The 24,943-nt window shown below is 71.7% G+C and carries 21 protein-coding genes; 10 read left to right on the top strand and 11 right to left on the bottom strand.

Annotation, left to right across the window (positions count from 1 at the left end):
- The first annotated feature begins 193 nt into the window (after positions 1 to 193).
- The 3 genes from ACX9TP_RS04285 (at position 194) to ACX9TP_RS04275 (ending at position 3,570) form a co-directional block, all read left to right on the top strand.
- On the top strand, positions 194 to 2,134 hold the full coding sequence (locus tag ACX9TP_RS04285) for a PAS domain-containing sensor histidine kinase (protein ID WP_482978426.1): 1,941 nt from the start codon (positions 194 to 196) through the stop codon (positions 2,132 to 2,134).
- 143 nt (positions 2,135 to 2,277) lie between these two features.
- Positions 2,278 to 2,454: a hypothetical protein gene (locus ACX9TP_RS04280; RefSeq protein WP_482978425.1), complete on the top strand. Its 177-nt coding sequence runs from the start codon at positions 2,278 to 2,280 to the stop codon at positions 2,452 to 2,454.
- 9 nt (positions 2,455 to 2,463) lie between these two features.
- A complete protein-coding gene (locus tag ACX9TP_RS04275) occupies positions 2,464 to 3,570 on the top strand; it encodes a DUF3616 domain-containing protein (protein WP_482978424.1) in 1,107 nt (368 codons plus the stop codon).
- 22 nt (positions 3,571 to 3,592) lie between these two features.
- On the opposite strand, the gene ACX9TP_RS04270 is transcribed toward ACX9TP_RS04275, so the two are convergent.
- From ACX9TP_RS04270 to ACX9TP_RS04255, 4 genes are all read right to left on the bottom strand, one after another.
- Positions 3,593 to 4,165 (bottom strand): hypothetical protein, encoded by a 573-nt coding sequence (locus ACX9TP_RS04270; RefSeq protein WP_482978423.1) that lies wholly within the window; start codon positions 4,163 to 4,165, stop codon positions 3,593 to 3,595.
- 105 nt (positions 4,166 to 4,270) lie between these two features.
- Positions 4,271 to 7,243 (bottom strand): CHAT domain-containing protein, encoded by a 2,973-nt coding sequence (locus tag ACX9TP_RS04265; protein ID WP_482978422.1) that lies wholly within the window; start codon positions 7,241 to 7,243, stop codon positions 4,271 to 4,273.
- Positions 7,240 to 7,797: an RNA polymerase sigma factor gene (locus ACX9TP_RS04260; protein ID WP_482978421.1), complete on the bottom strand. Its 558-nt coding sequence runs from the start codon at positions 7,795 to 7,797 to the stop codon at positions 7,240 to 7,242. Before ACX9TP_RS04260 ends, ACX9TP_RS04265 begins: the two co-directional genes overlap by 4 nt.
- 233 nt (positions 7,798 to 8,030) lie before the next feature.
- Positions 8,031 to 8,579: a TspO/MBR family protein gene (locus tag ACX9TP_RS04255; RefSeq protein ID WP_482978420.1), complete on the bottom strand. Its 549-nt coding sequence runs from the start codon at positions 8,577 to 8,579 to the stop codon at positions 8,031 to 8,033.
- Between the two features lie 136 nt (positions 8,580 to 8,715).
- On the opposite strand from ACX9TP_RS04255, the gene ACX9TP_RS04250 reads away from it, so the two are divergent.
- On the top strand, positions 8,716 to 9,306 hold the full coding sequence (locus tag ACX9TP_RS04250; protein ID WP_482978419.1) for a DUF924 family protein: 591 nt from the start codon (positions 8,716 to 8,718) through the stop codon (positions 9,304 to 9,306).
- 6 nt (positions 9,307 to 9,312) lie between these two features.
- On the opposite strand, the gene ACX9TP_RS04245 is transcribed toward ACX9TP_RS04250, so the two are convergent.
- A complete protein-coding gene (locus tag ACX9TP_RS04245) occupies positions 9,313 to 10,092 on the bottom strand; it encodes a ferritin-like domain-containing protein (protein WP_482978418.1) in 780 nt (259 codons plus the stop codon).
- Position 10,093: 1 nt separating this feature from the next.
- A complete protein-coding gene (locus tag ACX9TP_RS04240) occupies positions 10,094 to 11,299 on the bottom strand; it encodes a hypothetical protein (RefSeq protein ID WP_482978417.1) in 1,206 nt (401 codons plus the stop codon).
- A gap of 396 nt (positions 11,300 to 11,695) precedes the next feature.
- Between ACX9TP_RS04240 and ACX9TP_RS04235 the strand changes: the two genes are divergently transcribed.
- The 3 genes from ACX9TP_RS04235 to ACX9TP_RS04225 are packed head-to-tail and all read left to right on the top strand — an operon-like array spanning position 11,696 to position 15,696.
- Complete coding sequence (locus tag ACX9TP_RS04235; RefSeq protein ID WP_482978416.1) at positions 11,696 to 14,098, top strand: CHASE2 domain-containing protein; 2,403 nt, start codon at positions 11,696 to 11,698, stop codon at positions 14,096 to 14,098.
- Positions 14,099 to 14,119: 21 nt separating this feature from the next.
- A complete protein-coding gene (locus tag ACX9TP_RS04230; protein ID WP_482978415.1) occupies positions 14,120 to 14,695 on the top strand; it encodes an SH3 domain-containing protein in 576 nt (191 codons plus the stop codon).
- Positions 14,695 to 15,696 (top strand): M48 family metalloprotease, encoded by a 1,002-nt coding sequence (locus ACX9TP_RS04225; protein WP_482978414.1) that lies wholly within the window; start codon positions 14,695 to 14,697, stop codon positions 15,694 to 15,696. The genes ACX9TP_RS04230 and ACX9TP_RS04225 overlap by 1 nt, the downstream gene beginning before the upstream one ends.
- Before the next feature lie 22 nt (positions 15,697 to 15,718).
- Here the strand turns inward: ACX9TP_RS04225 and ACX9TP_RS04220 are convergent, their stop codons facing one another.
- From ACX9TP_RS04220 to ACX9TP_RS04205, 4 genes are all read right to left on the bottom strand, one after another.
- The gene (locus ACX9TP_RS04220; protein ID WP_482978413.1) at positions 15,719 to 16,363 is read right to left on the bottom strand and encodes a DUF4382 domain-containing protein; all 645 of its coding nucleotides are present in this window, start codon (positions 16,361 to 16,363) and stop codon (positions 15,719 to 15,721) included.
- Positions 16,364 to 16,576: 213 nt separating this feature from the next.
- Positions 16,577 to 17,776 carry an extensin-like protein gene (locus ACX9TP_RS04215; protein ID WP_482978412.1) on the bottom strand — a complete coding sequence of 400 codons (1,200 nt, stop codon included), beginning with the start codon at positions 17,774 to 17,776 and terminating at the stop codon, positions 16,577 to 16,579.
- Positions 17,777 to 17,784: 8 nt separating this feature from the next.
- Positions 17,785 to 18,744: a ParA family protein gene (locus ACX9TP_RS04210; protein WP_482978411.1), complete on the bottom strand. Its 960-nt coding sequence runs from the start codon at positions 18,742 to 18,744 to the stop codon at positions 17,785 to 17,787.
- 40 nt (positions 18,745 to 18,784) lie between these two features.
- Positions 18,785 to 20,851 (bottom strand): HEAT repeat domain-containing protein, encoded by a 2,067-nt coding sequence (locus tag ACX9TP_RS04205; RefSeq protein WP_482978410.1) that lies wholly within the window; start codon positions 20,849 to 20,851, stop codon positions 18,785 to 18,787.
- 417 nt (positions 20,852 to 21,268) lie between these two features.
- Here ACX9TP_RS04205 and ACX9TP_RS04200 point away from each other — a divergent pair, with 417 nt between their 5' ends.
- From ACX9TP_RS04200 to ACX9TP_RS04190, 3 genes are all read left to right on the top strand, one after another.
- Positions 21,269 to 21,628 (top strand): helix-turn-helix transcriptional regulator, encoded by a 360-nt coding sequence (locus ACX9TP_RS04200; protein ID WP_482978409.1) that lies wholly within the window; start codon positions 21,269 to 21,271, stop codon positions 21,626 to 21,628.
- Positions 21,629 to 21,824: 196 nt separating this feature from the next.
- Positions 21,825 to 22,727 carry a fatty acid desaturase family protein gene (locus ACX9TP_RS04195; protein WP_482978408.1) on the top strand — a complete coding sequence of 301 codons (903 nt, stop codon included), beginning with the start codon at positions 21,825 to 21,827 and terminating at the stop codon, positions 22,725 to 22,727.
- Positions 22,728 to 22,807: 80 nt separating this feature from the next.
- Entirely contained in the window at positions 22,808 to 23,545 is a 738-nt protein-coding gene (locus tag ACX9TP_RS04190; RefSeq protein WP_482978407.1) for a helix-turn-helix transcriptional regulator, read from the top strand.
- A 22-nt stretch (positions 23,546 to 23,567) separates the two neighbouring features.
- Here ACX9TP_RS04190 and ACX9TP_RS04185 read toward each other — a convergent pair whose 3' ends face one another.
- Positions 23,568 to 24,899 (bottom strand): sensor histidine kinase, encoded by a 1,332-nt coding sequence (locus ACX9TP_RS04185; RefSeq protein ID WP_482978406.1) that lies wholly within the window; start codon positions 24,897 to 24,899, stop codon positions 23,568 to 23,570.
- Positions 24,900 to 24,943: the final 44 nt, after the last annotated feature.

Genomic DNA, 24,943 nt, shown 5'->3' with positions numbered 1-24,943 from the left:
CCCGCTCCGCTGCCTGCCTCACGGACGGACCTGGACGAGGGGGGTTGATGTGAGCGGGGAGGCGCGGCCTGGCCCGCTGATGGCTACCTGTATGGAAAGGGGACGCGCCCCCCCGCGTATCGCGATGCGGGCGCCAGGGCCCCCATGTCCCAGCTCGCCAGCCATTCATGGGCAGGGCGGCACAGGGGAGCGCATGGCCGGAGCCATCGATGAACTCAGCGCCTGGCTGGACGCCGCCGTGGACCCGTTCGTGGCCTGCGACGCTGACGAGCACGTGCGCCTCCTCAACAGCGCCGCCGAGCGGCTGCTCGGCTGGAAGCGCGAGGAGCTCCACGGCCAGCCCGTCTCGCGCCTCTTCCCCCAGCGCCTGCACCAGTATGGCGGCAAGAGCCTGCTGCGCTACCTGCTGTCCCGCCGCAATGCGCTCGGCGGCCGCGCCACCCGCGTGCTCGCCCGCCGCAAGGACGGCGTGGAAATCCTCGTGGAGCTGACCGTGGGCGCCAGCGGCCAGGGCGGCGACGAGCGCATCGTCATCAACTTCCGCCGCCTGCACGAGGTCATCGACACCGTCAACGAGCCCATGGAGCACACGCTCCAGACGGGCACGGGCTTCCTCCCCGAGAGCACCAACGGCGATGCCCTCTACCGCGTCGTGGTGGAGAACGCGCCCCTGGGCATCTTCCACTTCGACAACACCCCCGTCATCACCGCCTGCAACGAGCGCTTCATCCGCATCATCGGCTCGCCCAAGCGCATCCTCGTGGGCCTCAACCTCCTGTCCATCCGCGACGAGAGCATCATGCGCTGCGTGCGCAAGACGCTCTCCGGGCACGGCTCCGACTACGAGGGCGACTACCACTCCGTCACCTCCGGCAAGTCGACGCCCGTCCACGTGCGCTTCGCCCCCTGCTTCAGCGAGACGGGCCAGGTCGAGGGCGGCGTGGGCATCGTCGAGGACATCTCCGAGCGGCGCCGCACCGAGCACGAGCGTGACGAGGGCCTCGCCCAGCTCGACACGCTCTTCCGCACCGCCCCCATCGGCCTGGGCCTCCTGGACCAGGACCTGCGCTACGTGCGCGTCAACGACGTGCTCGCCGACATCAACGGCGTCCCGCCCGAGGCCCACGTGGGCCGCCGCCCCCGCGAGGTGCTCGGCCCCATCGGCACCGAGGTGGAGAAGCTGATGCGGCGCGTGCTGGAGACGGGCGAGCCCATGGAGAAGCGGGAGACGACCTCCGAGGACCTGGGGCTGACGGGCGAGTCCCGCGTCCTGGCCGGCAGCTTCTATCCGGTGCGCGCCACGGACGGCCGCGTGCTGGGGGTGGGCATCATGATTGAGGACGTCACCGACCGCAGGCTCGCCGACGAGGAGCGCGGCCGCCTGTACCGCGAGGCGCAGGAGGCCATCCGCGTGCGTGACGACTTCCTCTCCATCGCCTCGCACGAATTGAAGACGCCCCTCACCCCGCTCAGCCTCCGGCTGGCCACGCTCGAGCGGAAGCTGGAGCGCGGCGAGCACGTGGACCCGTCCACGCTGCGCCATGCCCGCCAGCACCTCCTGCGCATCACCGGCCTCATCAATGACCTGCTGGACGCGTCGCGAATCGAGGCGGGCCGGCTCGCGCTGCACCCGGAGGCCACGCGGCTGGACGCCCTGGTGGAGCACGTCCTCCAGGCCATGGAGGTCCACCGCGGCGCCCACACCGTCCACTTCGAGCGCCCGCCCGAGCCCATGCTCGTGCGGGGGGACCCGTACCGGCTGGAGCAGGTCATCGCCAACCTGGTGGAGAACGCCTTCAAGTACAGCCCGGACGGCGGCACCATCCGCGTGGAGTTGCACACGCGCGGCGACCTGGCGCTGCTGTCGGTGAAGGACCCGGGCATCGGCATCCCCCCGGACCAGCAGAAGCTCCTCTTCGACCGCTACTTCCGCGCGCGCAACGTCTCGTCCCGCTCGTACGGCGGGCTGGGGCTCGGGCTCTACATCAGCCGCGACATCGTCGAGCGCCACGGGGGCCGCATCTGGGTGGAGAGCGAGGTGGGCCGGGGCTCCACCTTCCACGTCGCCCTGCCCCTCCTGACGGGCGCCACCACGCAGCCGCCCGTGGAGCAACCGGACCGGCACGTCCACTGAAGCTCCGTCACCCCGGGGTTCGCAAAACTTACAGTCCGGGCTGTCTTCCATCGGCCAACAGGACAGGGGAAGCGCCTGGATTCGCACGCTTCCGTCGCTGGCATGGCGGCTGCTCTATCCGAGGGCGGAGGATGACACCAAGGATGGAGACCATGACGACGGACACGCCCGCACTGACCCGAGACAATGAAGGTTGGATCGTCCGCGTGAGGATGGGCGGGCGCATCCAGGAGGTCCGCTGCACCACCGAGAGTCAGGCACGCTACTTCGCGGCGGTACTGGCGATGAACCCGCCCAAGCCGACGAAGCTGCGCAACTAGACTCACGGCATGGAACAGCCCCAGCTCCTCGGACGCCTGCTGCTGAAGTTCGACCAGGATGACGCCGCGGTGCCGGAGGACCTGTCCGCCGCCGCGCGCGCCCCGGACGGCAGCGTCTGGGTGGCGTCCGACGAGCACGGGGTGCTGCACCGCCTCAGTCCCGAGGAGCCTCGCGTCTTCTCCCACCAGCAACGCCATGACGTGGCGGGCCTGCTGGGCGTGGAGGGCGGCGAGGAGATGGACATCGAGGCGCTGGACATGCAGGACGGCCACCTGTGGCTCGTCGGCTCACACAGCTCGGTGCGCAAGAAGCCCAAGGGCAAGGGCGTGGAGAAGGACCTCGCCCGGCTGGCCACCGTGGAGCACCAGCCCGCGCGCTTCGTGCTGGCGCGCCTTCCACTGCCCACGCTGAAGAAGGCGAACGCGCCGCGAAAGGGCGGCAACGGCGGCGCGCGCCCGAAGAAGGGCACGGTGAAGATGGAGCCCTCCGACAGCGCCAACCGGCTGGTGGAGCTGCTGCGGGAGGACGAGCACCTCGGCCCCTTCCTCGTGCCGGCGGGCCCGGGCGCGCCGCCCGGTGCGCTGGCCATTCCCAGCAAGGACAACGGCCTGGACATCGAGGGGCTCGCGGTGCACGGCGACCGCGTCTTCCTGGGGCTGCGCGGCCCGGTGCTGCGCGGCTGGGCGGTGCTGCTGGAGATGGAGGTCGACGCCACCGGCCACGGCCTGCTCGAGCCCCGCCGCAAGAAGAAGGGCGGCTGGTACCGCAAGCACTTCCTCGACCTGGACGGCCTGGGCATCCGCGAGCTGAGCCGGCATGGGAATGACCTGCTCATCCTCGCCGGGCCCACGCTGCCGCTGGACGGCACCATCCGCCTCTACCGGCTGCGCAATGGCCTGAATCTCACCCAGGACTCCATCCACCGGCAGGAGCCGGGTGGATTGGAGCCGCTGTTCGACGTGCCCCGCTCGGAGAAGGCGGACCACGCCGAGGGCGTGGCCCTGTTCTCCTACTTCGAGCCGGACGACTCGGTGCTCATCGTCTACGACTCGCCCTCCCAGCAGCGCCACTACGGGCCGTGCGGCGTGCTGGCGGACGTGTTCCGGTTGTTCTGAAGGCGCGAGAGGCGCCCCGCGCCTACTGCATGAAGACGTGCATCTGGTAGGCGTTGTTCCACGCCACCTTCCACGCGCCCTCGTGGATGCCGGGCTGCGGGAGGATGGGGCCGCCCACCTGGCCGCTCATGCCCCACGAGAAGCCGCTGTCGGTGCTGGTGTCCTGCTCCAGGTTGTCGATGTCCGTCGCAAGCTTGTTGAGCAGCAGGCGCAGCTCGCGCGCGTTGTGCCCGGACACGTAGAACACCTGGCGGTAGCCCCTCACGTCGAAGCCGAAGGCCTGCCAGCTGCCGGACGGGTCCGACGGGTCCGTGAAGATGACGGTGTGCGCGCTGCGCAGGCCCGTGCCCATCGGGTACAGCGGCGCCGTGCTGTAGGCGGAGATGTGCGTGGGGCCGGTGGTGGGCAGCGTGCCCGGCGGGACGATGATGGCGCTGGGGCAGTAGTTGGGGACAGACGTGGGCACGGTGCTGACCCGCGCCTGCGACTGGGACTCGAACGCGCCCGACTCCGCCTCGGCGAAGGCAGGGTCGACGTTGCAGGCGGCGGCGGACAGGGCGACGGCGGCGAGCAGCGAGCAGCGGATGGGCTTCATGGTGTGGACCTCGGTGTGAAGGGTGACACGTACGGCGTTGCCGGCGCTGGGGCACCGGGTGCGTGAGGGAGACTGGACCGTGAGGGAGGGGGTGCGGCGGCCGGGCTATTCGAAGACGACGACTGTCTTCACCCAGCTGTCGGGACGCGCGCCGAGGGCACGCATGCGCTCGTCCCGGAGTGCGATGGCGGCGGGTGCACCAGCGCGGATGCGCTCCATGACCCGCTCGAAGAAGGGCCCGGCTTCGGCGTCCGGGATGTCGATGGGCGAGGCGAGCACGGCGCGCGCGCCCGCCTCGGCGAAGGCGACGGGAAGGCTCCACGGCGCGTGGAGGTACGGCGCCGTGCGCGCGGCCTGGCAGGCGCCGAGCACCACCACCGGCGCGCCCTTGAGCTTCTGCCGGCGCACCTCGCCCGCGGTGAGCGCGTAGCGGCCGTCCGACTCCGGCGCCATCACCAGCAGCGACGCGTCCGACACGCCGAGGTTCACCAGGCCATGGGCGTGGATTTCCACCTCGGTGGCGTCCGCCAGTTCCGCCAGCAGCCGCGACGGCGTGGCCGCGGCGCCCGTCAGCTCCACCCGGCGGGGCGAGGCCGCGCCCGACAGCTCCCAGCTGCGCAGCCGGGGAAGGTTCAGCGAGGCCGGCGCCTCCACGTCATGCACCACCAGGGGCCGCGCGGCCGTCACCGCCGGCGCCGTCCGCTTCGCGCCCGTGTGGTAGCTCCACGCCAGCTCCGGCGGCAGCAGGCCGGCCTGCCCGTGGACGGCGTAGCGGGCGAAGACGCGCACGTGCTCGCACGGCTTCAGCGCCGCCACCACCGCCTGCGGCACCAGCTTCGTCACGTCGAAGTCCGGCGAGCGGCGGCTCGCGTCGAAGTGGCCCACGAGCGCTCCGTCCGGCCCCTTCGCCGCCACCAGGGTGCGCTCGTCGTGCACCTCCACGCCCAGCTCGCAGCGCTCCGGAGCACCGGCGCCGGACTCCTCCGCGAAGAGGGCGAGCGCCCCGGCCCAGTCCCCCGCACGGCCCGCGTCCAGGATGAGCGAGGAGTAGCTGTACGCCCGCGCCTTCCAGGCCACCGGGTCCTCGGAGCCCAGCCGGTTGCCCTCGGCGATGGCCTTGCGCAAGAGCGCGCGGCCCTCCTCGGGGTTCTTCTCGATGACGGCGCGGCCCTCGACGTGGGTGGCCAGCGCGCGCTCGCCGGGGCGCAGCAGGCCGGAGGACTCCAGCTTGCGCAGCCCGTCGCGCAGCGCCTCCACGTCCCCCGGGCGCGGATCCAACCGGGCCAGGTCCGCCTGCACGAAGGCGCCGTTGATGTAGAAGGGCACGTCACACGCGGGGGCCTGCTCCAGCTCCTCGCGCGCCTGCTTCGGGCGCAGGGCGAAGACCTGCATCGCCGCCAGCCCCTCCCGCACCTGGCGCCGGGCGGCGCACCGGCCGTCGCGCGCGGCCTGCTCGCCCAGGTACGCCCGGGCCAGCGCGAAGGCGTTGCGGTAGCGCGCCACGTTGCCCAGCACCATCAGCAGGTCCGACTGCTGCGTCCACTCCTGCGCCTGCCGCGCCAGCTGGAGGCCCGCCACCGCGTGCTCGCGCGCCTCCACCAGCCGGTGCTCCTCCGTGTAGATGTGGCCGAGCACGTACTCCATCTGCCCGCAGCGGTAGTCCGCCTTCGCCGCGCGGCACGCCGGCAGCGCGCGGAGCAGCCGCGCCTCGGCGCCGGCCAGGTCGCCCCGCGCGAACTCCGCCCGGGCCGCCTCGCGCTCCACGTTGAGGGTGAACCACGGGTCGCCCAGCGCCTTCGCGGCCTTCTCGTACTCGGGCAGCCGGGCCGGGAGCTGCCCCGTCAGCGGGAGCACGGCCAGCAGGAAGTCGGAGTTGCCCGAGGCCTCCAGCTCGCGCACGTACGCGTCCAGCCCCGAGGCGTCGAAAGTCCCCAGCACCACCTGGCGGTAGCGCTCCGCCAGAGGGCCCCGGCGCTTGAAGTCCAGGCCGGCCACGCGCGAGACGCGGCGCTCCAGCGTGTCCCCGCCGTAGTGCGCGTCCAGCACGCGCGCCAGCGGCAGCAGCGCCTTCACGGCGTCCGCGGACGGCGCCGCCCACAGGGCCGAGTAGAGGGCGTTGCGCGCCGAGCCCGGCACCGCGCGGGCGAGGCCCTCCGGAAAGGGCGTGCCCTCGGCGGCCAGCGCCTTGCCGGCCTTCTGCGCGTCGTCCCACGTGCCGCGCTGCCCCTCCAGCCGCCGGCGCAGCGCCTCCGCGCGCTCCTTCGCCTCCTCCGCCCAGCCCGGCTCGCGCAGGCCCGCCACCGCGTCGAACGCGTCCGCCGCCAGCGCGTCCAGGCCCAGCTCGCGCAGCACCAGCGCCCGGTTCCACAGCGCCTCCGGGTGCTGGGGGTGCTTCTCCAGCACGCCGTCCAGCAGGATGAGGGCCTCCTCCAGCTCCCCCTTCGACAGCGCTACCACGGCCTTGTCGCTGTCCACGTCCGGCGACGTCGGCGTGCGCTGGAGGTACTCCGCGGCCTGGTCCCGCTCCCCGCGCAGCAGGTGCCCCGTCGCCAGCCCGTGGAGGTCCCCCGCCTCCTCGAGCTTCGCCAGCTGCTGCAGCGGCACCAGCTCCCTCGGGCGCTCGTCGCCCGAGCGCAGCACGCCGTAGGGCCGGTGCGCGCTGGCACCGGACCAGCTCAGCCGCGCCTCCATGGAGCGCGTGGGCGCCAGCGCCATCGCGTCGTGCCCGGCCTGGGGCCCCACGTCCGGCGAGCGCAGCACCACCACCGCGAGCACCGCGGCCAGCGAGCCCGCCAGGGCCAGCGCCGCCACCCGGTTGCCCCGGCGGCTCCACGCGGGACGGAAGGCGCGCGAGGGCGCGTCGTCCCGGCGGGGCGTCGTCTGCGGAGCCGGCTGCGCTTCGATTTCCCCCAGCCGCCCCCCGAGCGCCTGGAGCTGGAGGATGTCGTCCAGGTCCTCCTGGCACTGCGCGCAGGTGCCCAGGTGGGCGCGGAAGGCGTCCGCCTCCTCCGGGGACAGCTCGCCGTCCGCGAAGGCGTGGACCTGGTCGTGGATGTCCAGGGGCTCCGGCGTGCTCATGTGCCCTCCCCTTCGCCCGGGGGCGTGGGCATCAACAGCTCCTTCAGCTTGCGGCGCGCGCGGATGAGGCGGGTGCCCACGGTGGCCTTCGGAATCCCGAGGCGCTCGGCGATTTCGATGTACGAGCGGCCCTCCAGCGCATGCAGCCGGTACACCATGCGGAACTCTTCCGGAATCTTCTCCAGCGCGTCGCGCAGCTGCTCCGGGCTGATGGAGGCCCAGGCGGGGGCGGCCTCCACCTCCGGCGCGGCGATGCGCTCCTCCATGTCCTCGGCGGACACGTCCGCGCGGCGCTCACGCGTGCGGGAGCGGCAGCGGTCGATGAACAGGTGGTGGAGGATGGTGAGCAGCCACGCGCGCCCATCCGTCCCGACCTTGTACCGGGCGAGGTTGCGCAGACCGCGTTCGAAGGTGTCCTGGACGAGGTCCCGGGCGTCGGTGGCGTTGCCGCACAGGCGCATGGCGGTGGCGTGCAGCGCCGCCTCATGCTCCCGGGCGAATGCCGCGAACCACCGGCTGTCCAGGGTCGGCGATGAAAGAGGCCTGCTTTCCACTCGGGGTGCAGGCTGACCCGTCCCCTCCTTCCCCGTCAAGCTCCGCTTGAGGAGGGAACCCGGGAACAGCGCGGATGGTTGCAGGGCGAAAGCGTCCATGGCGGTCGCTCTCTCAACGGCACCCGTCCCCCATCTTCCCGGAGCGGGAATTCACGGGGGATTTTCCCGTCCCCGAGCAGGCCGCCGGACGGGCGGTTTCCCGCCTTCTTCCCGGCACTTGCGGCCCGGGCGGCCTACGGGTTGCGACGGACGATTTCGGCGTTCAGCACGTTGGCGAAGCCCACCCAGGCCAGGTAGGGCGCCACCATCCAGGCAGCCGGGCGGTCCACGTTTCGCGTGGTGGCCACGTAGGCGCCAATGCTCCCCAGGAGCGCCAGGTTGTCCGCCAGCGCGCGACGCGGCTGGTGCTTGCCGAAGAAGAGCCAGGACCAGGCGGCGTTGAGGCCCAACTGCACGCCCCACAGGGCCAGCGCCCTGGAGCGGCGAGCCCCCGCGGGCGCCGTCCACACGCGCCACCCGGAGAGCGCGATGAGGCCGTACAGCACCGTCCACACCGGGGCGAAGACCTTCGGCGGCGGCTGGAAGGAAGGCTTGCTCAGGCGCTTGTACCAGAGCTGGTCCGCGGAGCTCTGCCGCCCGCCCAGCACCGCCGCGCCCACGGTGAGCGCGCCGAAGGTGCCCAGCGCCACCACCGACTCCGTGCGCAGCGTGGGGTTGAGGGCCGTGCGCTTCACCGGGCCCGGCACCGTCCGCGTCGTCGGGTCCTGCGTCGTCGTCTCCATCCGAATCCTCCCATGGCCGTGGCGCGCGAAGGCCCCGCGACTGTCCGGTGGAAGGTGGTGCCGCCCCCTCCCCGCCGCCAGCCCGGGCGTTGGCGGTGTACAAAGAGGGCCTCTGGGGTCCAGCAGGAGGTACGCCATGGCGAGCGCGGAGGAAGTCCTCGGCTTCTGGTTCGGCCAACCGCCGGACCCCATCCTCAACCCCGCCAGCGTCCGCCCCCGGGAGCGCTGGTTCACACGCGACGCGGCCTTCGACGAGGAATGCCGCCGCCGCTTCCTCACCCGCCACGAGGCCGCCGCCTCCGGTGCGCTGGCCGCGTGGTGCGACGAGCCGCGAAGCTGCCTGGCCCTGGTGCTGCTGCTGGACCAGTTTCCCCGCAACCTCTTCCGGGGCACGCCCCGGGCCTTCGCCACGGACGCGCAGGCGCGCGAGGTGTCACAGCTGGCGCTGGCGCGCGGGCTGGACATGGCGCTGCCGCCGGTGTGGCGGTGGTTCATCTACCTTCCCTTCGAGCACAGCGAGGAGGTCCACGACCAGCGGCTGGCCGTGGCCCTCTTCGAGATGCTCGCCCTGTACCACCGGGACAGCCGCGAGCCGCTCGACTACGCCCGGCGGCACCGGGAGGTCATCGAGCGCTTCGGCCGCTTCCCCCACCGCAACGTGGCGCTGGGGCGCCCGTCCACCCCGGAGGAAGAGCGCTTCCTCCAGGAGCCGGGCTCGTCCTTCTGAAGGCGGCTACACCGTCGGCGTGAGGCCGGCGCCCGCCTCCGCCTGGGGCACCGGGTTGGCGCGCGCCTCCAGGGTGACACCCGCGGACAGCCAGCCGCGCACCATCGTCAAGTGCTCGGCCTCCGCGTCCAGCGCGAGCTGGAAGCGCTCCGCCAGGGCGTCGTGGCCCAGGCCGCGCGCCAGCTCGATGAGCATCTCCCAGCCGGCGTTGTCCGTCAGCTCCGCCACCAGCAGCGCGTGCAGCGTGTCGCGCAGGTTCATCCGCGGGTCGCTGACGACGGCGGGCAGGCCCATGGAGGTCACCGCCGCCACGTCCGCGCAGGGCGTCATCGCCGTGGGGTCCGCCCCCAGCTTCGTCAGGGACTCGGACACGAGGCCGAAGTGGGACAGCTCGTCGTTGAGGATGCGCTCCAGGCCCTCGCGGGTGGGGCCGCCCTCCCAGCTGCCCAGGACTTCGAACTTCGCGAGGGCCCCCTGGTAGAGCCGGACGCCGGAGCGCTCGAAGGCGGCGCGCTCGCCCAGCTTGTCGATGAAGACGGTGGGCTTGGAGCCCTTGAGCATGTCCACCGCCGTCTTCGCCACGCCCTTGAGGCTGGCCGGGGGCGGCACGCTGCCGACGCCGTCCGACTCCATCGCGTACTGCTGGCGCACCTTGAGGAGGAGCGAGTCGTCCCCCAGGTGGCTCGGCTGACGCTTCTGCGCCGCCTGGGTGATGTCCGCGGAGTCCACGGGCGAGGTGGCGATGCCCGTCCTGTTCATGCCGATGTCGCTGGTCGTCTTCTTCATGTCAGTGAACCTTCTTTCCCTCGAGCACCGAGCCCATGCGCTGCGCGCGCGCGGCGAGCTCCGTCCCGGGAGTCCATTGGTAGCCGGCCGCCACCGTCTCAGACGGGGAGCCGTCGGAGTTGAGCTGGTCGCGGTAGACGAACGAGCGGTGGTCTCGTGGCAGGTCGGCCATGCGCACGTAGTCCGGCCCGTTGGAGGCGAGGTCCTCCTCCTGGTTCAGCGTCTTGCGGACGAACTCGCGGTGCTCCTTGAAGCCGATGGGCTCCGGCAGCGTCTTCGGGAGGATTTCCGCCGCGTCGCGGCCCTCCACCTGCTGGAAGAGCCCAATCATGTGGTGGAGCTGGCCCAGCTCGTAGTCGGTGAAGCGCTGCCAGATCTCCTTGATGCGCGGGTTCTTCTCGTACGCGAGGCACGAGTAGAAGTTGTAGACCTGCATGCACTCGTGCATCACCAGCTTCTCGAGCAGCGTCTCGTCCGGGTCCAGCAGCGACTCGTACATGGAGGTGTGCTGCTCCTCGATGGAGGCAATCTCCGCGTAGAGCTGGCGCGCCACCGGGTCGCTGAAGAACGGGCCCACCGTCATGTAGTAGTCGTGCGTCTGGTTCTCCGCGGCGGTGATGCTCATGGCGTGAATCTTGGTGAGCGGCGCCGCGGTGCGCTTGTCGTACGGCCGGCGCAGGTCATCCAGCGGGTTGCGGTGCTCCACCGACGTGGGGCGCCCGGGGATGATGTCCGTATAGGACTGGGTGATGTTGTTGGGGTCCTTGCCCTCGAGGCGGTCATAGAGGGCGCCGTACCGGTACAGGTGGTCGAAGTCCTCCAGCAGGCCGAAGCGGTACGTCTGGGCGAGGTACGGGTCCGGCTCGCGCAGGGCGACGCTGGCCGTCACCTCGATGGCCACCTGCTCGAAGCCGAGCGTGGTCTCCAGCGGCGTCTGGTCGGGCGGGTTGAGCCAGTTGATGAGCGTCTGCTCGTGATGCTCCACGCGGCGCACCAGGGCGAGCTGCTCGCGCAGGTCGCGGTTCATGCGGGCGATGGCGTGCTTCGTGCGCAGCGCGTCCGCCATGATGCCGTTCATGTAGATGACGCACACGCGGGTGAAGGCGTCGTCGTCCAGCTTGCTGTAGGGGCGTCGGACGAGGTCCTTCCAGGTAAAGACCTGGCGGTCGAGCGGGACGCCCTTCTCCTGAAAAATATCCAATGCCACGTCTGACTCCTTTTCGCGGGGCGGTGGAAGGCCGGAAGCCCTCCGACATCGGCGCTTAAGGTCCGGACGAAGCAGGAGAGCGGCAAACCCTGTACGAGACGCCGCCCGGGCGGCTTCAGGGATTGCGACGGCCTGCCCGCATGGCTGGCTTGGACCTACGTCCAAGGAGCCGGGGCCGGGCCACCGCCGCGGAAGGCCTCCGCGCCCACGTCCCCCATTTCCACTTCCGGGAGAATAGAAAGAAGCCGGGGCCGTCGAGACGCCGGGAGCCACCTGTCCTCCGGGTGGGAGACAGGCACGGCGCCTGGGGCTCTTCCCGGGCCTGGCAGACGGGCTGACGGGCCTGGCCCGGACTGGGCTAGTGTGATCCACGGCATACGTCGCAAGAGGGGGACCGTGGCAGGCGAGCGCTGGAAGATTCTCCGGTTGCGGTGGCGCAACCACTGGAGGCCCATGCTGGGCGTGGCGGCGCTGGCCACCGCGCTGGCGGCCGCATGTGAGCTGCTGGGGGCCTCACTGGGCGGCTGGCTGGAGGAGGCCGAGCGCGGCGCCTACGACAGGACAGTCACCACCTTCACCGGGAAGCGCGGGAAGTCGCCCCACGTGGTGATACTGGCCATCGACCAGCCCACCCTGGACGGCATTCGCGCCAACCCGCAGTACGCGCGCAACTACGGTAACTGGCCCTACAGCCGCAACCTGTGGGCCCGGGTGGTGGAGCAACTGGAAGCCGAGGGCGCGCGCGCCATCGTCTTCGACGCGGTGATGGACGAGCGCTCCACGGACCCGGGCATGGACCTGGCCTTCGCGCAGGTGCTGCTTGAGACGCGAGTGCCCTTCTTCCTCGGTGTATCCACCAACGCGGACGCGGAGTCCCTGCCCCGCGCAAACTTCGACACCCCCATCCCGGCCGTGCCCTCCGCCGCGCCGGTGGCCTCGGCCCTGGACGCGCTGCCTTCGGAGGCCCTGCCGTCGTCTCCAGAAGCCGGAGAGTCCTTTCCCGACGAGGAGGGCTTTCAGGACGTGGAGGAGGAGCAGGCGCTCCCGCCCGTCACACCCGAGGCCATGGCCCGCGCGCTGGCCTTCCCCGTGCGCACGGAGCACCACCCGCTGACGCCGCTGGTCCGCGAGTCCGCGGGCGGCAAGCAGGTGCCGTACTACCCGGTGCGGCCCATTCCCGTGCTGGTGGGTGCGATGGATGGCTTCGGGCTGGTGGACCAGGAGACGGACCCGGACGGCTTCATGCGGCGCACGCACTTCGCGTACACGGACGGCGTCAACGCGTACCCGACGCTGCCGGTGCGGGTGGCGGCGGGCCTGCTGGGCGCGAGCGCGGTGGAGCTGTCCGGGCGCACGCTGAGGCTGGGCTCGCGCACGTACGCGGTGGATGCGGAGGGCGGCACGGGCATCGACTTCGGCGGAGAGCTCCACGAGCGCTTCGAGGTGAAGTCACTCCTTCAAGTCCTGGACGCGTGGGTGCTGCGCAGCCAGGGCCGGCCCACGGGGCTGGCGCCGGACACCTTCCGGGGCAAGGTTGTTGTTATTGGCGGCAACGCGGTGGGGCTGAACGACGTGAAGGCCACGCCCTTCTCGCCCGCGGCCCCCGGCGTGGTGAAGCAGGCGGCGGTGCTGGACACCCTGCTGGGCGACGGCCGCTTCTTCACCGAGGCCCCGCTGTGGATGAGCCTGGTGCTCGTCTTCGCGGTGGCCCTCGTGTCCGTGGTGCTGCTGATGACGACGCGGTGGACGCCGCTGGAAATCGCGTGGCCGCTGGCGCTCTACCTGGGCATGCACCTCGTGACGGGCCCCATCCTCGCGAAGACGGGGACGTACCTGCTCACCGCCCTGCCCTCGCTGGCGGGCATGCTGGCCAGCGTGGCCGCGGTGGCCTTCAACCACCTGATGGCCAACAAGAAGGCGGATTTCGTCCGTCAGGCCTTCAGTCGCTTCATGGAGCCCAAGCTCGTGGAGCAGATGATTTCCGAGCGCGAGCTGCCCCGGCTGGACGGCGAGAATGTCGAAATCACCGCCTTCTTCAGCGACATCCGCGGCTTCTCCACCTTCAGCGAGCGCTTCAAGGAGAACCCGCGCGAGCTGGTCCGCATCCTCAACACGTATCTGACGCGGGTGAGCGGGGCGCTGCTGAAGGAGGGCGGGTGCCTGGACAAGTACATCGGCGACGCGGTGGTGTGCCTCTTCGGCGCGCCCATGCGCCAGCCGGACCACGCGGTGCGGGCCTGCCGGGGGGCGCTGGCGGCGAAGGCGGAGGTGGACCGGCTGCGCGAGGAGTTCCGCGCGAAGGGCCTGCCGGACATGTACACGCGCATCGGTCTCAACAGCGCGGTGAACTTCGTGGGCAACTTCGGCAGCGAGCAGCTCTTCAGCTACACGGCCATCGGCGACGGGATGAACCTGGCCGCGCGGCTGGAGGGTGCGAACAAGGCGTACGGCTCGGTCATCATGATTGGCCCGCGCACGTACGAGCTGGCGAAGGAGCACATCGAGGTGCGGGAGCTGGACCGGGTGCGGGTGGCGGGCAAGACGGAGGCCGTCACGGTGTACGAATTGCTGGCGCTCAAGGGCGGCCTGGATGCGCACAAGCGGGCGACGGTGGAGCGCTACCACGCGGCGCTGGCGCTCTACCGCGAGGCGCGCTTCGCCGAGGCCTCGGCGGTGCTGGAGGCACGACGGTTGGAGGACCCGGAGGACGGGCCCACGCAGGCGCTGCTGGAGCGCTGCCACAAGTACGCCAAGGCGCCCCCGCCGGAGTTCGACGGGGTGGCGAGCCTGGACAAGTGAGCTGAAAGGAGTGCGGAACCCATGAGGATGAGGACGAGAGCGGCCATCACCGCCGCCGTGCTGGCGCTGGGCCTTCCGGGCGTGGCGGCGGCCGTGAAGGTGAACGGACTGCTGTACGTGAAGGCGAAGAACACGCGGGTGATGAAGGGGCCGTCCCCCACCGCGGACACGGTGCTCATCCTGCAGCCCGGGGAACAGGTGACGTGGAAGGGCGCGGACCCGAAGAGCAAGCAGTGGCACCAGGTGGAGGTGGACGGGAAGAAGGGCTTCGTGTTCCAGAGCAACCTGTCCACCACCCAGCCCAACATGGAGCTGGTAACGGACAAGGACGGCACACAGCAGCTCGACCCGAAGAAGTTCGTCGCCAGCGGCGCCGCGGTGAAGGCGCTCAGCCCCGGAGCCGAGGCCTACGGCAAGGGCAAGAAGGGCGACTACGGGAAGGCCGTCGCGGACATCAAGGCGCTGGAGAAGCTGAACACGCAGCTGACGCCCGAGCGAATCGCGGCGCACGTGGCCGAGGCCGGTCTCTTCCCGGTGGTGGGGCCCAGCGATGGGATGGTGGCGAAGAAGGGCTCCGGCAAGAAGGGAGGCAACTGATGGGCTGGCGACTGAAGATGCTGGCGGTGCTGGTGAGCGTGGGCACCCTGGCGGCGTCCTGCCGCGGCGTCAACCTCAACACCCTCGTCAACAAGGGCATGGACGCGGCTCCCCATGTGGCGAAGGGCGCCGTGGAAGTGGCGGAGTGCAAGAAGCTGGATGTCGAGCCCAGCGTGGCGGAGGAGTACGCCCTCGGCGGCGCGCTGACCGTCCACTTCGTGCAGCGCGGCGGCGGGTTGATGTTCTCCTCGGCGGAAGACAAGAAGCTGCACGACTACGTCAACATCGTGGGCAAGAACCTGGCGGCCCAGTCGCTTCGGCCCACGCTGGAGTGGACGTTCGGCGTGCTGAACGACACGGAGCAGTTCAACGCGCTGTCCGCGCCCGGCGGCTACGTCCTCGTCACGCGGCGACTGCTGATGGAGGTGGACAACGAAGGCCAGCTCGCCGGCGCGCTGGCGCATGAAATCGCCCATGGCGTGCTCAAGCACGCCATCCGCCAGTACAACGAGCAGAAGGTCGACGCGTGCCAGACGGCCCGGGCGGTCGAGGCGGGCGGCAAGGCCCTCTTGTCCGCCGCGAATGCGACCACCCTGCTCGCCGCCCTGGAGACGGGTGGAACGCTGGACCTGGACAACGAGCCCGGCCTGCTCGCCTACTTCACGGAGAAGACGCTGGCCGCCTTCGACGATGGCAACAAGCCGGAGCTGGAGTTCGAGGCGGACCGGATGGCGGTCCAGCTCATGCTCTCCGCGGGGTACGACCCGGCGGCCTACCTCGGGCTCATCTCCAAGATGACCGACGTCAAGAACCAGAAGAACCACCCGAAGAAGCAGGAGCGACAGGACAAGCTCGTCGCCTACCTCGGCACGCTGAAGGGCAAGGCGGGCGAGTTCCCGGAAGTCGCCACCGAGGGCCTGCGCTCGCCGAAGCTGAAGCAGCCGGACTTCGCCGTCATCCGGCCCGCCAGCGGCACCGGCGTCGCGAAGGACGCGAAGTAGCGAAGACGGCCGGGGCGCGCGGCTACCTCGAGTCGCCGCCCCCGCCGGACCACTTCACCTTGAGCACCGGGTCCAGCTTGTAGGCGCACGTGGCGCCGTCGAGCTTCGTCGAGTCCTTTATCTTCAGATTCACCAGCGCGCGGTGCCTGCCGCCGGCCTCGATGCGCATCGCCGGGAGGACGCCGGAGAGCTTCAGGCCCGGCTCGACGGCACTCGTGGGGATGCTCAAGTCACACGTCGTGCCGTCCTGCTCCACCACGGAGCCTGGAAGGCTCGCGCGCTCGGCGGCCGGCGCCACGAAGGCCTTCAGCTTGAGGCGGACCTGCGTCAGCCGGCCCGAGGGCAACGGGAAGTCCCCGAGCGGCCACCCGGCGCCGCCGCGCACCGTCATCACGTCGAGGGACTGGTCCTCGGCCGTCAGCAGGTGCCAGCCGTCCGAGCTGGCCTCCACATCCTCGCCCTTCACCACGTCGGGGAGGTCGTCGCCCGAGACGTGGACCCAGACCTCATCCACGGTGACGTTCAGCGCCCTCACGGTGGTGAGGTCCGCGGGCGCGGAGAGGGACAGCGAGTTGTCTCCGAGGTCGTCGCTGGTGATGGAGAGGCTGAGTTCTCCACCGCCACAGGCGGCGAGCAGCAGCGGAGCAACGAGGAGCGGGCGCGTCATGGGGGGACTCCCGGAGCGTCGCGTTGCGACGACACCGAAGGAGACCCCGCGCCCGACATGCCGGCCACCCGCACCGGGTGGCTCCACGTCCGCGAGCAGGCAGGCGACTCAAAGAGGTGACTCGCGGAGCCGGCTGGAGCACCCGCACCAGAGGGCGCCGCTTCAGCGGGGATAGCCGACTCCGAGAGGTGACTCTCGGAGCCGGGGCTACGGTCAGCGCAGGGTCGCCTGGCTGAGCGCGCGGTGCACGGACTCGAGCGCCTTGCGGGCCTCCAGCAGCTCGGCGCGCTCGGCGGTGAGCGAGGCCACCTGCTGGGCCAGCACGTCGCGCTCGCCCTGGAGCGCCTCCACGGTGCGGCGCAGCGAGATGGACTCGTCCTTGGCGGACTCCAGCTCACCGGCGAGCCGCTCCTCCTCCGCGAGGCTGTCCACGAGCGACTGCTTGCCCCGGGCCACCTCGTCCTCCAGCTCCTGCCGCTCACGGGCCGCGGCCTGCAGCGCCTGCCGCGTCTCCTGGAGCGACAGCAGCGCCTCGTCGCGCTCGCCCTCCAGCGCGGACAGCTCGCGCTCCAGGTCGGCCAGCAGCTTCACGCGGCCTTCCATCTCCGCGGACAGCCGGCGCGCCTCGTCCATGCGCAGCCGGGCCTCCTCGGTCGCCTTCTCCGCCTGGCGGCGCGACACCTCGAGGTCCTGCGTGAGGGAGAGGTTGAGCGCCTTCACCTTCACCAATTCAGCCTGGAGGTGGGTGATGCGCTCCACCGCGCGCTGGCCCGCCTCGGCCACGGTGGCCGGCAGCGGCTCCGGGCGCGGATTCTCGCGCACGGCCTTGAGGCGCGCCTTCAGCCGCTCGCGCCGCCCGGCGGAGTCCTGCGTGTCGTCATGGGGCGGCGCGGGCGTCTGCACCTCGACCTCCGTGGGCGGCGCCTCCACGCGGGCCACCGGCTCCGCGACGGTGGCGGTGACATGGGGCAGCGAGGCGTGGGCCGAGGCCTGCGTCATGGGGTGCGCCTCTGGCGGGTGTCCGGCCCCGAGGCCGTCCAGGTGCAGCGCCGTGGGCGGCGCGGCGAAGGTGACGGGCGCGGCGGCGGGCGCATCGTCGAGCAGGGCCTCGGGCGCCGGGGCCGGCGACGCGTAGGTGACGGGCGCGGCGTACTGCGCCTCGGTCTCCGGCGCGCGCAGGGCGGCGTCCATCGCCTCGGCGGCGGTGGGGCGCGGGGCGCGGGCGCGCTCGATGCGGGCGCGGACCTCGGCGGACAGGTCCGGGGCCTCGGCGGTGGGGGCCGGCGCGGCCTCGGCGGAGACGTCCGCCTCCTCGGGGGCGGGCTCGGCCGCCGGGTCGATGAGGCCGGTCAGCGCCCCCAGGCGGAGGCGCGGCTTGGCGCGGGACACGTTCTGTTCGAAGGCTTTCTTCATGGCGATTCTCAGCCGGCCTGCTGGGTGCCCTTCTTCGGGGCGGCGGCTGCCGCGGCGACCAGGCGCGGCAGGATGTTGTCAATCATGGCCTGGATGTCGCTGGCCCCCTTGGACGTGGGGTCCGCGACGAACACCGGGCGGCCCTCACTGGAGGCCTGCGCGAACTTGGTGCACTGCCGGATGATGGTGGGCAGCAGGAACTCCGGGTAGTGCGTCTGCAGGGCCTCCAGCGCTTCCTTCGCCAGCTTGAAGGTGGCGTTGAAGGAGTTGACCACGATGAAGACGTGGTCGAGCACGTGGTTCAGGTCCTCCTCCAGGCTCTGCACCGTTTCGAACAGCAGCTTGAGGCCGTGGAAGGACAGGAAGTCCGCGAGCACGGGGACGAACAAGTCGTTCGCCGCCATCAGCGCGTTGAGGTTGAGCAGGCCGAAGGACGGAGGCGCGTCGAAGACGATGACGTCGTACTGGGCCTCCACGTCCTTGAGGGCGTTGCGCAGCTTGAACTCGCGGCCGGACATGGGCATCAGCGCGAGGTCCATGGTGGACATGGTGAGGTTGGACGGGACGAAGTCCAGGTTGGGCAGGGTGGACTTCTGGATGACCTTGGCCAGCGGCGTCTTGCGGACGAGCACGTCCAGGAGCGTCTTCTCGAAGTCCTCGCCCTCGTAGCCGAGGCACTTGGTGGCGTGGCCCTGGCTGTCGAGGTCGATGAGGAGCACCGCGTAGCCCAGCTCCGCGAGGCGCCAGGCGTAGGAGGTGGACAGGGACGTCTTGCCGGTGCCGCCCTTGAAGTTGAGGAAGAGCTGACGGCGGTGGCCCAGGCGCGCGGGGAAGGCGTTCAGCGTGGTGCGCAGCTCCCAGATGTCATCCGGGGTGTAGGTGTCCTTCCGCGACTCCGGCGGAATCTGCTTCGGGGACACGCCGAGCATCTCGGCCACCTGCTTGGAGCTGTACGTCGGCGCTTCCATGGACGACCCTTCGCAAGACGTGCGGAACGGCTACCTTGCCTCAAGCGGCGAAGTATTTGTGCCCCCTTCGGACCACCGCTCCCCGCGCGGACAGGAGGGTGAGCGCCTCCTGGGCGAGCTCCGAGGGAGCCGACAGGCTGAGCGCCAGCTCGACGAGCGAGCGGCCTCGCACCGCCGCGCGGACCTCCGCCAGCATCTGCGAGCAGAGCGCTTCGACGGGAGAAACGGTGGGACGGCCCGGCGCGGAGGGGGGCTCGGCGGGCGTGGGAGCGCGCGGCGCCGCGGCGGCCTGCCCGGGTACGGCGCCCATGGCGACGAGGGCCGCCTGCACGGGCGAGAGGCGTGAGGCCGGAGCCTGCGGGTTGGCGCGAGCCGCGGGCGCGGGCGGCGGAGAAGCGGGCCGGGGGTTCTGCACAGGGGCTGCGGCGCCGACCTGCGCGAGCGGGGAGCCGGCACGGACCTGCTGCGCGGCAGGCGCGGCGGGAGGCGCGGCTCGGAGCGCCTGCGCGGCAGGAGCGGAGGGAGGCGGCGTCGGAGGCGCGGCTCGGAGCGCCGGCGCGGCGGGAGCGGTGGGAGGCGGCGTCGGAGGCGCGGCTCGGAGCGCCGGCGCGGAGCCGGCCTGCGCATGCCCCACGGCGGCGACGGCGTAGACGGGCTGCGCGGCGGCACCCTGCCCGTTCATCGCCTGCGCGGGCGAGCCATTCGACGCGCTCACGGCGGCGACCACGGCCGGAGCCGGCGCCTGCGCCACGGCCAGCACCGGAGCCACCGCCACGGGCCGGGGCTGCTCCAGCCGGGCCCGCACGGGCTTGATGGGCAGCGTCGCCAGCCGGCGAATCTCCCGGCGCCGGTGCGTGTCGTCCAGCTCCACCACCGCGGACACGTCGTGCCCGAGGATGCGCGACAGGCTCTGCGCCGCCGCCTTGCGCACGCGCGGCTCGCGGTCCGCCAGCGCGCCCAGCAGCAGCGTGCGCGCGTTCTCGCCACTGCCCGCCCCGAGCGCCAGCGCGGCCAGCGCGCGCGCCTCCGGGTCCGCGTCGTGGATGGCCTCTTCGCCGAGCCGGCGCGCCGTCTCGCCCTCCAGCCCCAGCGCCAGCAGCGACGCGCGCCGGCGCACCGAGCGGTCCGGGTCCTTCATCGCCTGCGCCAGGTGCGGCGCCGCGTCCATCGGCGCCAGCGTCAGCAGCGCCTTCAGCGCCGCGATGCGCACCTCCGGCACCGGCGACGACAACAGCGGCGACACCACGGACGCGCCCTGCTCGCGGCACAGCGAGGCGAAGGCCTGGAGCAGCGCCACCTGCGCGGAGGCATCCGTCTCCGCATGCAGCGCGGCGGCGAGCGCGGGCGCGGCGGCGGGCTGGGCCAGGGCCTTCAGCCGCTCGGCGGCGCGCACCCGGGCGGCGGCGTCCTGCGCGGACAGCTCGCGCACGGAGAAGCCGAAGAGCGTCTCGTCGGTGGTGCTGCCGAAGCCCGCGTGCGCGGACAACTCCGCGTGCTGCGCCGCGCTCACGCCCAGCCGGCCCGCTTGGAAGAAGCGCTGCGCCTCGCGCGCCACCGGAGACAGGCCCTCGTTCCCCTTCTCCGGCTCGCGCTCCATGGCCGCGACGGGCGGCTCGCTGTCGGAGGAGACGCTGGCCTGCGCGCGCAGCGGCACGGCCGGCCCGCGCACGGGAGGCACCACCACGCCGTGGGCCACCGGCCCCGCCTCGCCGCGCAGCAGCACCTCGCTGCGGAGCTGGGAGATGAACGAGGCCAGGTCCAGCCCCAGGTCGTCGTCCTCCTCGGCGCGCTCCTGCGCGGACGAGCGGATGCGGCTGGCGTCCAGCAGCTTGTCCATGAGCTGGTGCCGCTCACCGCGCAGCGCCTGGTTGAGCCGGGTGAGCTCCTCGCGCTCGGCCTGCATGCGGCTGATGCGGACCTCCAGCTCCGCCACCTCGCGCCGCAGCTCCAGCTCGCGCTGGTGCGTCTCCGCCAGCTCGCGCCTCAGGTGCGCCATCTCCTCGCGCGTCGAGTCCAGCTCGCCATGGAGCTGCTCCGCACGAGCCTCGAAGTACACAATCTTTTCGAGTGCGCTCTTGAGCAGCGCGTCCGGACGCTCGTCGCTCACGACCTCAACATCCCTCCCCGGAAGGCGCGCGATGCACCCCGGCTCCGCGTCACCGGAGGCATGCACCGGTCTCCCGGTACCCACCGGGGCGCCCAACCTATGTCAGACCTCACGCCTTCGTAAACCCCGGAAACACCAGGGCTTTTCCATCCCGCACCACGCGCGTCATTGACAACGCCGCCCAGGCCGATTTTTCGGCCTCGCCTCCACTTGCGACTCGCGCTCAGCGTGTCCTCGCCGGGCGGAAAACCCGCCCGATTCCGGACGCTTCCACACGCCTTCCCGGATGCGCCGGAATGTCAGACCCGACTCGTAGTCTGTGTTCCACGAGGCAGCCAACGGCAGGCCCTTCGCCCCGGTGTCTCTCCGCTCGAAAGCGGGGGGTGAAGCCCTCTTTTCGACAGGTTTCCGCACGCCATGGAACAACGACTGTCAACCATCATTGGAAACGCGGTTCGCGCGGCGCGGCAGCGGCTGGAGCTGACCCAGGCCGACGTGGCCGAGCGCGTCGGCATCGCCACTGAAGTGTACGGCCGCCTCGAGCGCGGCCACATGCTCCCCAGCGTCCGCACGCTCCGCAAGCTGTGCCTGGTCCTCAACTGCTCGTCGGACGTGCTGCTCGGCATGGCCGGCGTCGAGGGCGCGCCCGCCCTGGCGGAGGACCCGCCGGAGTATCGCGAGCGCCCCGAGGTGCGCCGCCTGCTGCGCACCGTGCGCAAGCTGGACGCGCCGCGCCTGCGACTGCTCGGGCAGGTGGCGCACGCGCTGGAGAACTGACGTCCCGCTCCTGGGACGGGCCCTCTCTTCCAACCCACGCGGAAGAGAGGGAGCCGGATTGGACTTCGGCCCGGGGCAGGGGGAACCCGGGGCGAGTCACTCGAGGGGGAGGCGACAGGGCGGATTTCGCTTTGGCGCAAGCGCTTGGCGCGTGGAGTGAAGCGGCGCGGCGCGGGCAGGCGTACTGAGAGTATTCATGACTCGCGCCCCCCGCCCCCCGCCCCCCACCTTCGACTTGCCGCAGCTCGCGGTACACGCGCTGTGGTGGGTCTGGTTCCCGTCCTTCATCCTGAGCTGGGATGCGCTGGGCCTGGCGGGGCGCCTGGGGATGTGCGCGCTGGGTTGGGTGGTGCTGTTCTGGAACTACGCCGTCCTGCACAACCACATGCACCTGTCCACGGCCCGCCCGAAGCTGGCCAACTGGCTGGTGTCGCGGACGCTGGGCATGGCGTGCGGCTTCCCCTACCGCGGCTACTACATCCACCACTTCAACCACCACAAGTACAACGACGGCCCGGGGGACTGGGGCCGGCGGCGCCCCGGCGAGGGGGCCCTGCGCTACTGCCTGCGCGGGGCGCTGACGCCCTGGTTCTGGCCCTTCGAGACGGTGGGGCAGGTGTGGCGCTGGGCGGCGAAGCGCAACCAGCGGCTGGAGCTGGTGGTGGACTTCATCGCCGTGGACGGCACCCTGCTGGCGCTCGTCCTCTGGCGGCCGGCGCTGGGACTGGCCTGGTGGGGGGTGCTCCTGGTGGGGCAGGTGTGCATCCTCTGGCTGAACCTCGCCGCCCACTTCGAGACGGACGCCAGCCACCGTGACGCGCTGGGCAATACTTCTACGTCCCGCCTGTACAACCTCTTCTTCTTCAACGCGGGCTACCACCAGGCGCACCACCTGAAGCCCCAGGCCCCCTGGTACGAGCTGCCGGAGACCACCCGGGAGCTCGCCGCCTCGGCCCTGGTCCGTCCGGCCCTCATCACCCCGCTTTCGCCCATTAATCCGTTCTGGGTGGCCCGAATCATTAAGCGCTATTCTGCCGAGCCGTGCGATCCGCAGACGGACTCGACGATTACCTCCGGGACCCCCTCGGCCGTTACGTAGTCGGGGAGGGCTTCCTGCACTGGTACGCCACGGCGGACCTGTGCGGCTTCATTCTCTGGGGGCGTCCGGGTGAGTCGCAGGTGCGGCGGCTTGTCCAGGTGCTGGACGTGGAGCTGGCGCCCGCCAAACCCCATGCCTCGCTGGTGGATGCGCGCCGGCTGGAGGCCGCGGACCCGTCCGCCTTCGCCGTCCTGGTGAAGTACATGCAGCCGCGCGAGAAGGCCTTCAGCACGTCCGTGTTGAAGCAGGCCCTGGTGCGTCCGGAGGGCGTCGTCGGCGCGGTGGTGGGCGGCTTCTACACGCTCCTGTCCGGGGCCTACCCCAGCCGTGCCTTCAGCGACCCGGCCCAGGCGCTGCAGTGGCTGGGACACCCGGAGGCGCTCGCGGCGCCGCTGCTGGCGAAGCTGAATGACTTGGTGGCCGAGGCCACCGGCCAGTCGCCGCTGCTGCGCGAGCTGCACCAGGTGATGAAGGGCAAGCTCCCGGAGGTGAATCTGGCGGACGTGGCCCGGGAGATGGGCATGTCCGAGCGGACGCTCCAGCGGCGGCTGAAGGAGGCGGGCACGTCCTTCCAGGCGGAGCTCAACGCCGTGCAGGTGCGCATGGCGCAGTCACTGCTGCTGGAGACGGACATGAAGCTCACCGCGGTGGCGGTGGAGGTGGGCTGCGCCTCGCTCCAGCACTTCAGCAGCCTGTTCCGGAAGATGGTGGGCGCGTCCCCCAGCTCGTGGCGGGACATGAAGCTGGGGAAGACGCCCGCGCTCGAGACGGCGGGCAGTGCCCAGGCCGACGAGGACGAGGCCCCCGAGCCTCCGTAGCGTGCCGCCCCAGAAGGCGCCGTCAGCCCGGACGGGGCTCCACGACGCCGGGCAGGCACAGGGTGAAGCGGGCGCCGCCTTCCGGGCTGTTCTCCACCGCCAGCGTGCCTCCGGCGCGCGCCACGTACTCGCGGCACAGCGCCAGTCCCAGGCCGGTGCCCTTGCCCGGGGGCTTGGTGGTGAAGAAGGGCTCGAAGAGGCGCGGCAGCACGGACTCGGGAATGCCCGGCCCGTTGTCCTCCACCTCCAGCCGCACGCCGCCGTCCGTGGCCATGGCGCTCACGACGACGCGCCCCGGGCGCCGGGGCGTCGCCGTGTCCAGCGCGTCCGCGGCGTTGAGCAGCAGATTCACCAGCACCTGCACCAGGTGGCGCTGGCTGATGCGCACCAGGGGCAGGTCCGGGGCCACGTCCACCATCACCTCGCCCAGGCTGCGCAGCCGCACCGACGCCAGCCGCTGGGCCTCGTCCACCGCGTCACCCACCGCGCAGCGCTCGTCGGTCTCCGCCGTGTCGCGCGAGAAGCGGCGCAGGTCCGCGACAATCTGCTGGATGCGCATCACCCCCTGCCGCGTCTCCTCCAGCACGCGCCGCAACTCCTCCACGTCCGGCGCGGGCTCGCCCAATTCCTCCTCCAGGAAGCCCAGGTTGGACTTCACGAAGGCCAGCGGGTTGTTCACCTCGTGCGCCACGCCCGCGGCCAGCTTGCCCATCACCGCCAGCCGCTCCATCTCCGCGCGGTTGCGCTCGGCCTGGGAGCGCAGCCGCTCGCTCTCCGCCAGCCGCTGCAGCGCCTCCACGCGCTCCCGGTCCGCCTCGCGCTCCGCGTCGCGCAGGCGGCGGAACGTCCTCCCGCCGTACGCGGACACCCACGCGACGAAGGCGAAGGAGAACACCTGCGACAGCGTCGCCTGGAGCGTCGCGCCGGACCACCAGCACGTCAGCAGCAGGGACACCAGCGTCAGCGCGCACGCCACCAGCGTGGGCTCCCGGCGCCCCGGGGTGAAGACGGCGATGATGAGCGGCACCGCGTACAGGCCGGGGAAGAAGGGACTGGCGAGCCCCCCGGTGAAGCGGATGTCGAGCATCAGCGCGGTGAGGCTGATCAGCGCGGCGAGCGCGCCCGTCATCCGGGACGGCACCCACCGGGCTGACACCGCCAGGGCCAGCGCGACGAAGGTGGAGCTCCACGCCGCGTGGACGACGAGGACCTCCGGAATCATCCGGCCGAGTGTCAGCTGGTGCGAGGCGCCGGACAGCAGGAGCCCTCCCGCGCACAGCAGCAGGTTGCGGCGCCGCAGCCGCAGGTAGGCGTCCGACTCGTAGGGCGGCTTGGAAGAGGCGTCCTTGCTCAAGGAAGGGGTTCCGGAGGACGGGAGGCGGCCGGGGCGGCCAGGCG

The sequence above is a fragment of the Pyxidicoccus sp. M15 genome (assembly GCF_056858435.1).
This window is presented reverse-complemented; position numbering and strand designations above follow the sequence as displayed.